Annotated in this window: 16 protein-coding genes; 4 read left to right on the top strand and 12 right to left on the bottom strand. The window is 39.7% G+C overall.

What is annotated here, in order from left to right; all coding sequences use genetic code 11:
• Positions 1–12: 12 nt before the first annotated feature.
• From OS139_RS06865 to OS139_RS06855, 3 genes are read right to left on the bottom strand one after another with little or no spacing between them, the layout of a single operon-like run.
• On the bottom strand, positions 13–1185 hold the full coding sequence (locus tag OS139_RS06865; RefSeq protein WP_016628387.1) for an ABC transporter permease: 1173 nt from the start codon (positions 1183–1185) through the stop codon (positions 13–15).
• Complete coding sequence (locus OS139_RS06860) at positions 1172–2317, bottom strand: ABC transporter permease (protein ID WP_002332199.1); 1146 nt, start codon at positions 2315–2317, stop codon at positions 1172–1174. The genes OS139_RS06865 and OS139_RS06860 overlap by 14 nt, the downstream gene beginning before the upstream one ends.
• Positions 2318–2330: 13 nt before the next feature.
• Entirely contained in the window at positions 2331–3263 is a 933-nt protein-coding gene (locus OS139_RS06855; protein WP_002332200.1) for an ABC transporter ATP-binding protein, read from the bottom strand.
• A gap of 86 nt (positions 3264–3349) precedes the next feature.
• Here OS139_RS06855 and OS139_RS06850 point away from each other — a divergent pair, with 86 nt between their 5' ends.
• Both OS139_RS06850 and OS139_RS06845 read left to right on the top strand, forming a co-directional pair.
• The gene (locus OS139_RS06850; RefSeq protein WP_016628386.1) at positions 3350–4459 is read left to right on the top strand and encodes a sensor histidine kinase; all 1110 of its coding nucleotides are present in this window, start codon (positions 3350–3352) and stop codon (positions 4457–4459) included.
• On the top strand, positions 4456–5085 hold the full coding sequence (locus OS139_RS06845; RefSeq protein ID WP_002307099.1) for a response regulator transcription factor: 630 nt from the start codon (positions 4456–4458) through the stop codon (positions 5083–5085). The genes OS139_RS06850 and OS139_RS06845 overlap by 4 nt, the downstream gene beginning before the upstream one ends.
• A 109-nt stretch (positions 5086–5194) precedes the next feature.
• Here OS139_RS06845 and OS139_RS06840 read toward each other — a convergent pair whose 3' ends face one another.
• From OS139_RS06840 to OS139_RS06820, 5 genes are all read right to left on the bottom strand, one after another.
• Entirely contained in the window at positions 5195–5422 is a 228-nt protein-coding gene (locus OS139_RS06840; RefSeq protein WP_002289596.1) for a hypothetical protein, read from the bottom strand.
• Between the two features lie 102 nt (positions 5423–5524).
• Complete coding sequence (gene recD2, locus OS139_RS06835) at positions 5525–8113, bottom strand: SF1B family DNA helicase RecD2 (protein WP_325066845.1); 2589 nt, start codon at positions 8111–8113, stop codon at positions 5525–5527.
• A 19-nt stretch (positions 8114–8132) separates the two neighbouring features.
• Complete coding sequence (locus tag OS139_RS06830) at positions 8133–8792, bottom strand: histidine phosphatase family protein (RefSeq protein WP_002332203.1); 660 nt, start codon at positions 8790–8792, stop codon at positions 8133–8135.
• A 48-nt stretch (positions 8793–8840) separates the two neighbouring features.
• Positions 8841–9344 (bottom strand): tRNA (uridine(34)/cytosine(34)/5-carboxymethylaminomethyluridine(34)-2'-O)-methyltransferase TrmL, encoded by a 504-nt coding sequence (gene trmL, locus OS139_RS06825; RefSeq protein WP_002289592.1) that lies wholly within the window; start codon positions 9342–9344, stop codon positions 8841–8843.
• Positions 9345–9564: 220 nt separating this feature from the next.
• Positions 9565–10431 carry a methyltransferase domain-containing protein gene (locus OS139_RS06820; protein WP_002294559.1) on the bottom strand — a complete coding sequence of 289 codons (867 nt, stop codon included), beginning with the start codon at positions 10429–10431 and terminating at the stop codon, positions 9565–9567.
• A 108-nt stretch (positions 10432–10539) separates the two neighbouring features.
• Here OS139_RS06820 and OS139_RS06815 point away from each other — a divergent pair, with 108 nt between their 5' ends.
• A complete protein-coding gene (locus OS139_RS06815; RefSeq protein ID WP_002299366.1) occupies positions 10540–11181 on the top strand; it encodes a copper homeostasis protein CutC in 642 nt (213 codons plus the stop codon).
• Between the two features lie 61 nt (positions 11182–11242).
• Here the strand turns inward: OS139_RS06815 and mgtE are convergent, their stop codons facing one another.
• The 4 genes from mgtE to OS139_RS06795 are packed head-to-tail and all read right to left on the bottom strand — an operon-like array spanning position 11243 to position 15002.
• A complete protein-coding gene (mgtE, locus tag OS139_RS06810; RefSeq protein WP_002294561.1) occupies positions 11243–12604 on the bottom strand; it encodes a magnesium transporter in 1362 nt (453 codons plus the stop codon).
• 17 nt (positions 12605–12621) lie between these two features.
• A complete protein-coding gene (locus tag OS139_RS06805; protein WP_002294562.1) occupies positions 12622–13521 on the bottom strand; it encodes an RluA family pseudouridine synthase in 900 nt (299 codons plus the stop codon).
• A 1-nt stretch (position 13522) separates the two neighbouring features.
• A complete protein-coding gene (locus OS139_RS06800) occupies positions 13523–14320 on the bottom strand; it encodes an NAD kinase (RefSeq protein WP_002289847.1) in 798 nt (265 codons plus the stop codon).
• On the bottom strand, positions 14298–15002 hold the full coding sequence (locus tag OS139_RS06795) for a GTP pyrophosphokinase (RefSeq protein ID WP_002289848.1): 705 nt from the start codon (positions 15000–15002) through the stop codon (positions 14298–14300). The genes OS139_RS06800 and OS139_RS06795 overlap by 23 nt, the downstream gene beginning before the upstream one ends.
• Positions 15003–15138: 136 nt before the next feature.
• Here OS139_RS06795 and OS139_RS06790 point away from each other — a divergent pair, with 136 nt between their 5' ends.
• The gene (locus OS139_RS06790; RefSeq protein ID WP_002289849.1) at positions 15139–15714 is read left to right on the top strand and encodes a CYTH domain-containing protein; all 576 of its coding nucleotides are present in this window, start codon (positions 15139–15141) and stop codon (positions 15712–15714) included.
• The last annotated feature ends 3 nt before the right edge of the window (positions 15715–15717 follow it).

Genomic DNA, 15717 nt, shown 5'->3' with positions numbered 1-15717 from the left:
TTTACTATGCAGTTAATTCTTTGCCCAATTGGGTTGCCATCGATAGTTTCTTTCTTTATCCAAAATAAATTGGATCATTGAAAACACCGCAGCAAAAGCAACTAAGACACAACCATTGAACCAAAAAGATTCTGCAAATGTTTGATTGTAACTGAGTGTTTCACTGATCAAGTTATTATTTTGAACAAACCAATATGTTGGTGTGAATGCCGCTATTTTGCTAACCATTTCTGGCAAGTATTCTGCTGGTACAAACACCCCACCGATAAAGCAACTGCCTGTGATAAAAATATCTTTGATCCCACCGCTGGTTTCTGAGTTTTTTACCAATGAAGTGATACAAGCCGAAAAGCTAATGACCGGCAATAAAAACAAGAAAGTATTTAAAATATGATACCATACCGTTATATCCCACGAGGTGTGGATCACTAACAGAACCATTAGAAGTAAGAAGCCACTGAACAACAGCAGCGAGTAACTAATCAAACTAAAGGTTACTTTGCGATTCAAGTTTCGTTTGGTAATGGGCGCACTCTGGTTTCGTTTACTGATCTCTTTGCGATTAAACGCTAGATTGATGACGCTGAAACCGCTAAAAATGGATAGAAACAACCCATAAGACAAGAAATTAAAGGTTGTGCCCGTCAACAGCTTTTTCATCCGCTGACTATATCCCGCACTTAGCTCAACTTCTCCAGTAACCGAGAGTGCCATTTGTGTCTGTTCCATAGCTGCATCGATTGTTTTATCTTCTTCTTGAAACAGAATCAGTGTTTGCAAAAAGGTGTTCACTTGCTGTGTAACAACTGTTTTAGAAAAGGTATCTGGGCGACTCTGTATCTTAATCGTCGGCATCTTTCCTACTTCGACTTGTTCGGTAAAGTCTGCAGGCAGATGTAAGATAATGTTTACACGATTAAAATAAAGAGCATCATCGATTTCTTTTTGTGAGGTTTCATCCAATGTAACGACTGTTTCCTTGTCATTCAAATATTTACGAAGGCCTTCGACTACAGGCGACTCTTCTTCACTAATCAAGGCGATTTTCGCATCTTGCAGAGAGGTATTTTCAACATCAATATTTTGCGCAAAAAAGAATGTGGCAACAACAGTGATAATTACACCTATCAGTAAATTCGATTTATTTGCTTTAAGCAATGTCCAAATCGTTTTATAAAGCGTCATAACGCACCCCTCTTTCCATCCAAGCATTTCCTAACGCAAAAAGGAAAATAAATCCGATCAACCATAGAAGATTGGTATAAAAACTAGCCAAATCAGTGTAGAAATAAAGTTTATACAAACTTTCGCTGATCAAGTTGACGAGATTTAATTGACCAACAATCGGAATATGAAGATCAATCCAATACTTCACTTGTTCCGACCCCATCATACCAGCAAAAAAGCTCATCGCAATCGTCACTGAAATCAAGATGCTATCCTTTTGCACCAGATTCATTTTTGGTATCAAATTACCAACCAATGTACCTAACAAAATCGCACACAACGACCCCAGAGCGGTAACAATCATCAACCATTGCCAACGGTCACCAAAGTCTACTTGATAGATAAAACGAAAGACAGCTAACATAATATAAATCTCTGTCAAAACAATCGTAAAGCTTGCTGCCAAATTAGCGATTGAAACTAACGATTGCTTTCTAGGAATCAAGGACAAGCGAATACCATTTGACGATTGATTTGCTTGCTGATCCTGTACATTGCGGACCCCCCACATCGTCCCGTAGAGAATCGCCATTCCAATCAGAGTGAAGAAATAAAAACTTTTGAAACTCATATTACGACCTGCATGAACTTCTTGAAAAGATACTTCTTGTTCAAAAACAGTCATGATGGGCGCGAGATCAACGTTCTCCACTTCTGCCACTTTACTCAAAATTATACCAATACGCTGTAAAAATTGATCCATGACGTTTTTCATCAACGTCTGACTCATTCCTGCTTGACCCACATGGAGCGAAACAGATGAACCATCAATGAGATAAAAACCAGCCAAATCATCTGCATTTAGCTTTTCATTCGCTTCTACTTCCGATAGTTCCTGTACTTCAAATAATGGTTTATCATTGACTTCGACTTGTTCTAAGACTGTGGTAAAATTTTCCGAAAGCGCTGTTTGATCCGCTTTGATTACAATTCCAGTATTAATCGTTTCGAGATTGCCACCTTGATCAATCTCGCCAAAGGCCGCCATAAACATCAATCCTAAAAGAATTGGAAAGGCCAATGTCCAAAACAACATGGATTTATTTCGCAGCAGTATTTTTGTGCGATATTTATAAAAATGCCAAAACATTATTTCCCCTCCTCTAGTCTCTCAAATCCTTGCCAGTAATCTCTAAAAAGACATCATTCAAGGACGCTTCTTTGGTTGCTATTTTTCCGTAACTGATCTTTTCTTCTTGTAAGATTGTAAGAATCGGCAACAATACTGTATTTAGTTCAGTAGTTGTTACTTGGAGCTGACCTTTTTTATAAGCGATTCCATCAGAAGCTATTGTTCGCTGAATCGCTGACAACACGTTTTCTGGGAGTAATGGGATGTCGATCGTCAAACGATCCGCCGTCCGTACCATATCTTTTAGAGATTCTTTGGTTCCTTTAGCAATCACCTGTCCTTGATCCATGATCACGACCTGGTCGCAAAGAATTTCTACTTCTTCCATGTAATGTGTTGTATAGACAATGGTTGCTCCTTGTCGATTCAGCTCCTTGATACTTTCTAAAATTTTATTCCGACTTTGGGGGTCTACAGCTACTGTCGGCTCATCTAAAAAAATTAACCGCGGCTTGTGGGCAATCCCACATGCGATGTTCAACCGACGTTTCAAGCCACCACTAAGTTCTCCTGGACGAAACGACACATATTTTTCTAATCCCACTAATTGAATCACCTCTTCAATCAAGGCTTTCCTTTTCTCTTTTTCGGAAACATATAAACCGCAAAAATAATCGATATTTTCTTGCACACTTAGTTCGTCAAAGACCGCAACGTCTTGAGGAACGACCCCAATCATTGCCTTGACAGCATAATTTTCAGGAGTCATTGTTGTCCCGAACAATTTAATGGTTCCTTTGTCATAATTTAACAAAGAAAGCATACAGTTGATGGCAGTCGATTTCCCACTGCCGTTTGGTCCTAACAGACCTAAGACTTCTCCTTCTTGTACTTGCAGATCAAAATGATTCAATGCTACAAAATCTCCATAGCGTTTGACTAATTTATCAATTTCGATAATCATCATGAAAAACTCCTTCCAAATTTCTTGTTGATCTGACTATAATAAAGTGCAAGAAAAGAAACTAGTGACGATTGGCTAAACTACACATGACATTTGTCACAATGAAGGAGTCTGCTATGCATAAATCTCGGCTACTCAACGAAACTAGCTTTCTACTGGTTATCTCATTGCTTTTGCTGGTAAGTCAAGGATTCGTTGCTATGCAAGTTATCTATTTATTGATCGCCGTTTTATTCACTGGTGTCAGTTATTTACTGCCTACAAAGCCAAATTGGATTTTCCAAGTTATTCTATTTCTTTTATGTGCCTTTTTACCTGATCTTGTCCTGTTTCTGCCAGCGACGATGCGAGTGATTGCCCCTGAAGAAAGCCACCTTGATTACTTGTTTTTGTTAGGTTTTTTGTTGATTTCGACGGTTGGTAATCATCCCCCCATCAAGGTCGCCTTTGTCGTAATTTTGCTGTTTTTTTCCTTTTACTTACGAAAAAAAGATCAACGAACGACCGATCTTGAGAAAAAGTACATTGTCTCCAAAGATACTCATTGGGAAAAACAACAAGAGTTATCGGAACAAAATAAAGCATTGGCCCTGTCACAAGAAACACAATTAGCCTTCCAAATTGTGGAAGAACGGAACCGAATTGCCCGAGACATCCATGACAATGTCGGTCATCTGCTGTCAAGTGCGATTTTACAAATTGGTGCGCTTGAAATGATCAATCAAGAACCAAAACTAAAAGAACCATTAGAAAATTTAAGTGCCACCGTTCACACTGGGATGGATCGGATTCGTCAAAGTGTCCATGACCTCCATGAGACATCGATCTCTTTTCAACACTCCTTAGAGTTTCTGATCGCTGATTTTCCTTCTTCTGTTACGATTGAAGGAAACTTGTTTGAAGGATTGAATGAAACGCAGCAAAACTGCTTCTTAATGGTCATCAAAGAAGCCTTAACCAACAGTATCAAACATAGTCATGCCAAAACCGTTGTTTTACATTTTCGAACGTTGCCGGCCTTTTATCGCTTGCAAATCACGAATGATGGCACCAGCCCACAAAAAAATTCTGCTCCCGGTATTGGTTTGAAAACGATGCGTCAACGTGTTCAAGAACAAAAGGGACAAGTCCATATTTTCCAAGAAAACCAGCAATTTCAGTTAACGATCATTTTGCCAAGGGAGGGACACCAATGATAACAGTAGTCATTATTGATGATGATCCATTTGTGACGAAATCGTTACAAACCATTTTAGAAAGCACGAAAGAGATCCGTGTATTAGGCATTGGTCATTGTGCCAAGGATGCGCTAGTCTTATACGAAACCCATCGTCCCGATGTTTTGCTGACGGACATCCGCATGCCTAAACAAACGGGCATCGATGCTGCCAAAGAAATTTTGGCTAAATTTCCCAAAGCCATCCTTTTGCTTTTGACGACATTCAAAGATGAAGAATACATCCGCGAAGCATTTTCCATCGGTGTCAAAGGGTATTTAATCAAACAGAACTTGCAAGCGATTATTCCTTCTGTCAAATCCGCTTATAATGGACAGGCCGTATTTGGTAATGAAATCATCGAGACTTTCACTCAAATGATGAAGAATAAATCGACGATTGATAGTCATGCTTATGCTTCTTTTAGTGAACGTGAGCTTGCAATCATCAAAGAAGTAGCTGCCGGGAAAAACAATAAAGAAATTGCAGATGCCTTGTACTTGAGTGACGGCACTGTTCGCAATTACATCAGCCAATTACTAGAAAAGCTAGATTTACGGGATCGCACGCAATTGGCTATCTATTTTTATCAGCATTTGCAATAAGTCTTATCTAACACAAAAAAACCTGAATGATGCTCCTTCGCATCATTCAGGTTTTTTTCACATCTTCTATTCAATTGTCCCGCAAACCATTTCCTCACGATTGAAAGAATCAAGGATTCGCAGGGCTGCCAGGATTCGTTGGATTGTTCGGCGTGTTAGGCGGAAAAATAGGCGCCTTGTCTAACGTTTTTTCTAGTTTTGATTCTTCACGATCGTCTCGTTCTACATCAGGACTTTCATTCAATTTGAATTCTTTTTCCATCTCATCTAACTTTTTAAAGTCATTGCCAGATTCTTTTGCTAATTTCGCTAATTTATCTTCGGTTTCTTTAGCCATAAAGTAACGCCCCCCTTTTGATTTCAGCTTAGCATATCACACTGAAAAAACAAAAGAAAACGCTAACCAACGATCATTTTTAGCTATTTCTCATCTTTAAAATCAAGCATTTTTTGCCGGTATAAAATCGTAGGGAGAACTGTTTTCCATACCAATCATCGGATCTACTAACTGGTTATCGATCACTTCTGCTGTAAGAACGAAATCTTTAGAAACAGCAGGTTCTACCTCTTCTTTCTTTTCCTCTACAACCGATGAAGAGAACAGATCTGGTTCCACTGTTTCTATTACTTGGTTTTTCGTTTCATTCGTCCCACTGTCATCTTCTACAGGTAGCTTTTCTTTTACAACCCGTGGCTCTTTTGTATAGTTCCCATCTTCAAATGGATCATTTCCGACCAAAGAATCTTCATAAGCTGCTAGTTTGGTCCGGAGAGTGATATTCATTTTATCATTATCTATGATCCTTGATTTCAACGTAGTCATCCGGCTTGCTGATTCATTCGCTACACAAGTGACATAGGCTTGCTCTTCCCCTAACAAAATCAACAGTTCCTTACTGCGAGTCACTGCCGTGTAGAGCAAATTACGCTGAAGCATTCGCTGATATTGATGGACCATGGGCAAAATAACCATCTTGAATTCACTGCCTTGTGATTTATGGATTGAGCAACAATAAGAAAGAGTGATTTTATTCCATTCGTTTCTTTTATAAGTGACCTCATTTGCATCAAACTGGATAACTAATTCATCCACTTTATCTTCAGAATCTTTTGCCAAGATGATACCCGTGATTTCTCCCATATCTCCATTGAATACATTCAATTCGGGAGTATTGACTAATTGGAGGACTTTGTCTCCTATCCGATAAACGGTGTCGTTCCAATGTACTTCCTTTTTTCCAGGTTTCCCTGGATTGAATATCTCCTGCATCATTTTATTTAACGCATCGATCCCTGCAGGTCCCCGATACATTGGTGCTAATACTTGGATATCTTGTGCACGGAATCCCTTATTTTTCGCTTTTTCCACAATTTTAGAGATCAAGGGTTCAATTTGATAAGCATCACTTCGGAAATAGGAACGATCTTTTTGATTCTTTGTGAAATCTTTTGGCAGACGTCCTTCTTTGATCTCATGGGCAAGAGGAATAATACTAGAACCATCACCTTGCCGATAAATCTGATTGAGTTCCATTTTGGGAATTTGTTCGATTTCCAAAAGATCATGAAGTACTTGACCAGGACCGACAGAGGGAAGCTGATCTTTGTCTCCTACTAAGATAACTTGCATATTCGTCGGAATCGCTTTGAATAATGTGTTAGCCAGCCATGTATCGACCATAGACATCTCATCAACAATCAAAAGTCCGCCTTCTAATTCTTTCGTACTGACTGAAGGTGTTTTTTCCCGTCCATTCAGCCCCAGAAGACGATGGATCGTACTGGCAGGCAGACCTGTCGTTTCGTTCATTCGTTTAGCTGCTCGGCCAGTTGGTGCTGCAAGTAGAATAGGAAAAATTTCTTGGGTATATTTTGAAGGATCCAATTCCAGTCCGTTCAACTCTGCAAAAAGATTGACGATTCCGTTGATCACAGTAGTTTTCCCCGTACCTGGTCCTCCTGTTAAAATAAATAGAGGGGAACGGATTGCTTCAGCGATAGCTTGTTCTTGCGAAGGTCCATACTGTATGCCGAATATTTTTTCGATACGCCGAATATTCTTCTGCACTTCTTTTTCAGGATAATGGATTTCTTTTTTACGACTGAGAAGGCGCTGGATCGAATTACCGATCCCCCATTCAGAAAAGTACAAACTGTTTTCGTAAAGATTAGTCTCTTCTTGTTGTATCTTTCCTTCTTCAACAAGTTGGATAATTACAGTAGCAACCTGATTAGGCTGGATTTCAATTGGGCGACTTGTTTCTAAAATACGGATCGTTTGCTGAAGCAATGTCTCCGCCGGTACGTATGTATCTCCTGTTTGAACTGCATGCTGAAAAATCTGATGCAAGATAGCTGCTCGAATTCTTCTCGGTGAATCTGCTGCAATACCGATTTGTTCGGCTAGATTATCTGCACGTTTGAACCCGATTCCTTCTATGTCTTCGACTAGCTGGTACGGATTTTCTTCGATGATATCCAAAGACTCGTTCTTATAGGCCTGGTAGATACTGAAAGCTAACTGACTACCGAACCCGTAACGATTCAGTCCCATGATCACTTGATCCATCCCGTGGTTTAGCCGAATCGTCTCAGCAAGCATTTCTCTTTTTGGCTTCGTCAAACCGGAGATTTGTTTTAATACCGAAGGATCAGCAATGATTTTTTCGATAGCATCTTCTCCCAGCAATTCTACAATTTTTTCTGCTGTTTTCTTCCCGATTCCTGGGAATTTTTCGCTGGAAAGATACGCTACGATCCCATTTGCAGTTGTTGGCTTTTCTTGCTCATATCTTTCGAGTTTAAGCTGCCTTCCGTATTTAGGATGATCCACTAATTCTCCATAAAAACGATAAGTCTCATTTTCTTGAATATCGCCGAAACTTCCGGTGACTACAATCTCTTTTTCACGGTAATCAGCTGTGGTTTCACTGATGTGTACCAAAAGCACTTTGTAAAAATTACTAGGATTTTGAAAAAAAATCGCGGCAACTGTACCAACGAAATAAGGCATTTCTTCTGGCTGCATCGGAAGCCGCCTCCTTCTTCTATAGTAAAGGTTCTGGTGCTGTTTCAGTTCCTAAAAAATCTGTTTGGTTCCATACTTTCAGTTCATATGGAAATAATCTGCAAGGCTCTTCAGTCTCTAAAATCGTCAAACTACTATTGAACAATCCACCCATTTCACGCAACTCACTTAGCTCTTTTCCTGTCATCCATTGAATGGCTGCAGTTAAAGAAGCTCCATGTCCTACGAATAAAAGTGGGCCATCTTTATGTTGGGCAACCGCATCTGCTACAACAGTTTCGATACGTGTGATTGCCGATTCAATCGTTTCTCCGTGAAAAGGAGAAGGATCATACAGATCTAAATGATTACGCAAATTCGGCAGATTATCCGGATATTTCTGGTACATTTCATCGATCGACTGACCTTCTAAAGTACCCAGCCCTAGTTCTCTTAGCTTATCTGTATAAAAAATCTCTACCGGACGAGCAAGCTCTTTGTTGATACCTTCTGCTGTATCACGTGCTCGCTTTGCTGTACTGGAATAAATTGCTTTAAAAGGAACATATTTTACCTTTTTCCCAAATGCTTTGATTTCTTCGTAACTTTGTGGCAAAAGCGGAGAATCGCCATTGCTCCCTTGAAAACGTCTTTCCTGATTCCATTGTGTCTTCCCATGTCGGGTAAAATATAGTTCCATACGCAGCAAACTCCTGTCTTTCTTTTATTTTACTCTATAATAAACTGTCTAATCCAGCTTGTCATTTTCATAGTGATGCGTCAATTCTAAATTAGGGAATCCTTGCTGGCGAAGTGCTTCATACACTATCATTGCAGCTGTATTCGATAAATTCAATGAGCGGACATGCTCATCATTCATAGGGATGCGTAAACACTTTTCTTCGTTTTCACGCATAAATGTTTCTGGCAAACCGGTTGTTTCTTTTCCAAATAAAAAGAAGTGCTCTTCTCCATCAGCAAAATTTTCGTCACTATATACTTTATGGGCAAATTTTGAGATCAAATGTAGTTTACGATTACCTAAAAATGTTAAAAAAGCTTCTAAATTACTGTGGTAAGTAATATTTACATCATTCCAATAATCCAACCCTGCCCGTTTTAGATGTTTGTCATCAGTTGAAAAACCTAGTGGCTCGATTAAATGAAGCGGAGTATTCGTGGCTGCACACGTACGGGCAATATTTCCAGTGTTTGCAGGGATTAATGGTTCAAATAAAACGATATGATTCATCAGGATCATTCCTCTCATATTTATGTTCGTTTCTATTTTCTGACAATTTGATTTTTGCATAAAAAAAAACGTATCAACTCGGTGTCAGTCACTGCGAGTCGTTACGTTAGTGAAGCTCTTCTCACTAACTTTTATCAGAACAGGAACCTGATAAAAACCAATGAAAAAACAACTTGTTGCTAATATAACACCCTCAACTTTTTTTTGCAACCTCTACTCATTAAAAACTGCTAGAAAAACGTTTTCTCTTAGTTCCTTTTAATAATTCTATGTCAATTGTAATCTTCTTCAAAGGATTCTTATATAAGTCTGCTTTGATTCGCTCTTCTACCTGCCACTCTAAAGGTGACATGGCCAAAAGGTCTTTTTGATTTTCCTCTGGTATCTCAAATTCATAGGTTACACGCTGACGTTCAGTTAATTTCATTGCTTCAGCAAACTTGGCTACTACACGTTCATTGGAATAACTCTGTTTTTCAGGTTGATTCGGATAAAAAGCCTGACGTAGTTCCTTTAAATAATTTTCTTGTGGCACCACCTTCAACACTTCTCCATCTTCTGAGAGTACACGTTGGAATTCTTGGTAATGAGAAGGCGAAAAGATATTTAAAACCGCGTTGAATGTTTGATCAGCAAACGGCAAATTGGTCAAATCAGCTACACACCAAAATGCTTCGGCAGATTGTTCTGTAGCTGCGTAGACTCCTTCTTTTGAAATATCAAATCCAACAGCATTTTGAATCTTTTTCAATTTTGAAAGTTCATTCAAGAAGCTACCTTCTCCGCAGCCAACATCTAATAGCGAGACTTCTTCAGGTAAATGCTGCGCAATAGTCTCAATAACGGGCTGATACATGCCAGATTGGATCATTCTACGCCTTGGAACGAACATTCCTTGATCGTATTCTGTTTTAACCGCATGGGATAAAAAATAAAGTGTTCCTTTTTTGGAAAGGTCAAAACGGTGATTATTTTTGCATATCAAGCCATTATCAGACTTTTTTACTTCTTCTTGGCAAACCGGACAGCGGAACAGCTGATGATTTTCTGCCAAAAACTGGCGTCCTCGGTCGATTTTTTTTAACATAGTTCCCCCTCATTTCTGTTTTATCTTACCGTTAGATGCTCACTTTGGCAACTGCTAAAAATATGATACAATGCCTAGAAGAAAGTGAAAGATAAAGGAGAAGATTAGATGATCAAAGAATTTTGCGCTGAAAACTACACATCTATTCCTCTAGCAATTTCTAGAGGAGCCGATCGGATCGAATTGTGTGACAACTTAGCGGTCGGTGGCACAACCCCGAGTACTGGTGTGATCGAAGAAACGTTAAGTTATGCTGGGGAAAAAGATATCCCCGTAATGACGATTATTCGTCCTAGAGGGGGCGACTTCGTCTATAACGATATCGAATTGAAAATCATGCATACTGATTTGATTGAAGCAAAGAAATTAGGGACGGATGGCGTAGTATTTGGTTGTCTTACTCCTTCAGGCTGGCTAGACGAAGAGGCCTTAGAACTATTGATCGAAACAGCAGAAGGGTTGCAGATCACCTTCCATATGGCTTTTGACAGTATTCCTGAAGATCGGCAATTCGAAGCAATCGATTGGCTGGTAGAACATGGTGTTGACCGTATCTTGACTCATGGCGGTCCTGCTGACAAAACTATTGTAGAAAATTTCCCACGGCTTAAAGAATTGATTGCCTATACAGATGGCCGCTTAATCATTTTGCCTGGTGGTGGTGTCACTGCAGAGAATGCAGCACATGTAGCTAAAGAATTGAACGTAAGCGAAGTACACGGAACCAAAATCGTGGATCTTCAGTTATAATCTTATAAACAAAAAAACATTTGCAACAGGCATAATGCTTATTGCAAATGTTTTTGTTTTTTTACATAAAATAGCCCATAAATAAAGAAGCAATATTGAAATAAATCAGTACACTCGTCAAATCGCTCAAAGTCGTGATAAAGGGACCGCTTGCTACTGCTGGATCAAATCCTAGACGATCCATTAGCATCGGGATTAAACTACCTGCAAGATTCGCCACTGTGATTGCAAATAGCATAGCCATCCCTATGACAAACCCCAAGATAAAATTATGTTTCCAAAAACCTACGATTAGAAAAATCGTGATCCCCGTAACAGCTCCTGTGACAACGCCGGTCAAGACTTCAGCCAAAACAAGTCGAACAAATCCATGATCTTTCTCATCAGAAATCGCAAGTCGACGAACAGCCACAGCTAGCGACTGGGTTCCAGCATTACCGGCAGTTCCTGTAATCAGCGAAATGAAGACTGCTAAAATACTCGCTTCACTTACCAAGTCTTCATAGTGACTGATTAAAGAAGCGGTCGACATACCTAAAAACAACAGAGTGATCAGCCAAGGCAAACGTCGAGACGCTGCCTTTACTGGATTTTCATTAATTTCTTCCACATTGACCCCGGCAAGTCCTGAATAATCGCTAGCAGCTTCATCATCAATAACGTCGATGATATCATCGACTGTGACGATTCCTAACAAATGATCATCATAATCGGTAACAGGAAGAGCTAAGAAGTCATAATCCCTAAATGTTTGTGCCACATCTTCTTGGTCGTCGCCTACATGAACTGAAAGCACTCGTTCGCTCATCAGATCAGAAATCATTGCGTCGTCATCATTCACGATTAGGTCGCGCAGAGAAATAACCCCTACTAGCTGACCTTCTTGATTAACGACATAGATGTAATAGATTGTTTCAGCTACATCTGCTTCGTTCTTCAGCACGTACATCGCAGAGCGAACAGTTTGATTGGCTACGATCGAAACAAATTCAGTTGTCATGATCGCGCCAGCTGTTTCATCCTCGTAATGGAGAAGTTCCTTGATTTCACTGGCATCGTCTGCCGACATCAAACTTAAATATTTAGCAATTTGCTTTTTATCCAGCGTATTAAGCAAGTCAACAGCATTATCTGTATACATCTCAGAAAGCATATCAGCTGCATAGCTAGGACGCATTTCATCTAGGTATTCTTTCATATGTTCGTTGTCTTCTTCAATCACATCGAACATATCCGCTAATTCTTTAGGCGACAGATAGGAATAGATCAGCTGCCTGTTCTCTTCTGTAAGAGATTGGTAGAATTGCCCCTGCTCATAGATATGCATCTCTAAAAAACTGTTTCTGAATGCCTGAATATTATTTTCCCTTAAATCTTGAGTCAACTGGGCAAATCTTTCCTCTAATTCTTGATTTTCATCCAAACCAATCTCACCTCGCCTTATTCTTCAAACCGTCTCACAACTGCCTCCATGTCTGCGGCTAAAGGCTGCTTGAACTCCAGCAACTCTTCTGTAAATGGATGGTAAAAACGCAGATCATAACAATGAAGGGCTTGTCTTTTTATTCCCAGATCCATTCGCCCGCCATACATATCATCACCGAGCAGGGCACAGCCAATTGCGGAAAAATGAACTCTTATTTGATGTGTCCTTCCTGTATGCAGCTGGATATCAACTAACGCGATTTCTGTTAGTCGCTTCTCTATCCAGTACTCAGTCTGTGCCGAACGTCCTTCATCAGAGACCATTCGCTTCAATAGCGAAGAATAATCTCGGGCGATCGGCAAATCGATATGTCCATGTGCCGATAAATCTGAAAGCCTTCCACTGACTAAGGCCTGATATTTTTTCACAAACTTCTTTTCACGAAGTTGCATATCTAATTTTGCGTGCGCAAATCCATGCTTTGCAAAAAGCATCAAACCAGATGTATCCCGATCTAGTCGCGTCACCACATGGATTACTTGGTTTTCGTAACCTTGTTTTTTATAATAAGCCTTTACACGATTAGCCATTGTCCCATTTGGATGGTATTGGGCAGGAATAGACGAAACGCCTGCTGGTTTATTTACTACCAGAACGTGTTCATCTTCATACACGATATCGATCGGTGTTTCATCCAAAAGTACGGTTTCATGTTCTCCTTCAGCAGGAATCACAATGGTTACCTTATCATCCTTAGCTAGAGAAAACAAGACATTTTCTACTTGATCATTAACTTTGATTTGACCGCCTTGAAATTTTATTTTCGCTAACAGACCCTTTGAGATCCCTTTTTCTTTTAAAAAATATTTTACTTGCTGAGAATGATCTTTCTCATAATCCCATGTAAACTGCATATCAATCCTCACTAATAAAGGCATCTTTCACACGATGCCAAAAATGCATATGTCGATAAGAAGCAAAATGGATCCGTTCTTCTGCTATTCGATAATAAATTGAGCGGATATTTGCTTTTGCGACATTCAATTGATCAACCGTTACAAGATAATCTTCTGTATTTTCCAATTTTATTTCTAGCCATTCATCATGGGCAATCACGATCGGAGAACCCAAAGTACGAAACACTCGATTATTCAGTGAAGCAATCTCTGCCAACTGAAAGGCATTGATACTAGGATGGATCACAGCACCGCCGACACTTTTATTATATGCTGTCGAACCAGTAGGCGTAGAAATCGTCAATCCATCTCCTCTAAAACTTTCAAACAGCTCGTTTTTGATGTATACATCGGCTACCATCGTACGATTGGCCCGTTTAATCGTTGATTCATTCAGTGCTAAAAAATGCTGGTCCGGTGTTTCATCCAAATAACTGATCCGAACATCCAGCAAGGGATAACTAACACTTTGTTCCCGGTTCGTTCGTAAGCTGTCTACTAGTTCTTCCAGCTCGTAATCCCGCCAATCCGTGTAAAACCCTAAATGACCTGTATGCACGCCCAAGAAACGCACATCATTCAGACAATGACTGTAGTGATGGAACGCCGACAATAATGTGCCGTCTCCGCCGACTGAGATGACCAATTCTGGCTCATGATCATCTCGTTGAATCCCTGCTTGTTCTAAAAGTGCGTTCAAACGTTCTGTCACTTCTATAGTCTTTGCCTCTTTATTATGAACGATCGCTACTTTCATCCCCTGCCTCCTCTCTTTCGCTTTCTTTCTTCAAAAGCGTTCGATAGTAGACATCATCTGATTTTCCTCTTCCATGGGAGAATAACCGCTGTGCTTCTTGGATTTCTTCACGGATACTGGACATCTCTTCATCCAACTGATAGGCAGCTTCTGCCGCACGCTGAAGTCGTTCACTCATTTCTTCTGGAAAAACGCCTTGATATTTATAATTCAGCGAATGCTCAATCGTTGCCCAGAAATTCATCGCAAGAGTCCGAATCTGGATTTCCGCCAAAATTTTCTTCTCACCGCTGATCAGCTGTACAGGATACTCGATCACCAGATGATAAGAACGGTAGCCACTTGCTTTTTTATTTGTGATGTAATCTCGTTCTTGGAGAACTTTCATGTCTTTTCTTTTACGGATGATCTCAACAACTTGATGGATATCTTCTACAAACTGACACATGATCCTTAACCCGGCAATATCAGACATTTCTTCTTCTAAACGTCCCATTGGAATATGCCGTAATTGTGATTTTGTTACAATACTATCGACTGGCTTGACTCTCCCAGTGACAAATTCAATCGGGACATGTCGATTTTGTTCACGGAACTGTTTGCGGATCCCCCGCAGTTTCACTTTCAATTCTGATACAGTTTGTTCATATGGTGCTAAAAATGCTTCCCAATCTCGTTCCATAGCTGATACCTCTACTTCATTAACATTCATTGTTTATTCTACCATATATGCAAAGTTTTTTCGTACTCTTGATTTATGCATTGACCAAAAAAAGAAAATTAGGCAAAATCAAAATAGACAAAAAGGAGTCGATCAAATGACACAAATGCTTGAAATCGAATATAAATCTATGCTGACAAAGCAAGAGTACGAGATATTCATCGCTCACTATCAATTAACAGATAAAGATTTCCGTGTACAGACTAATATTTATTTCGATACCGTTGATGAACAGCTGAAGAAACAAAATTGTGGCCTACGGATCCGTTTCGTTGGTCATCAAGCTGAATATACATTAAAAACACCTGCTGAAAAAGGGCGTCTCGAAACAACGGATACCTTTATAACAGAAGAAGCAGAAGCATTTATCTTCGAAAAACGTCTGCCTCGTTCAGGCGCAGTTTTTCAAAAACTTTCTGATTTGAATATCGATCCTGCTTCATTAATCCAAACCGGAAAGCTTACAACAAAACGGGCTGAATTTCCTATTGAAGAAGGACTTTTAGCTATTGATGAAAGCTGGGGAGACAATCTACACGATTTTGAACTGGAACTAGAGGTAGGGGATGCATCTGTGGGAAAAATTGCTTTTATAAATTTTTTAAAACGTTTTTCTTTACCTTATCGTCCTGCTAAAAACAAGATCCAACGTATGCTTGAAGCTAAAAATTAGAAA

The organism is Enterococcus sp. E4-223, from assembly GCF_035727065.1.
Taxonomy (GTDB): domain Bacteria; phylum Bacillota; class Bacilli; order Lactobacillales; family Enterococcaceae; genus Enterococcus_B; species Enterococcus_B faecium.
This window is presented reverse-complemented; position numbering and strand designations above follow the sequence as displayed.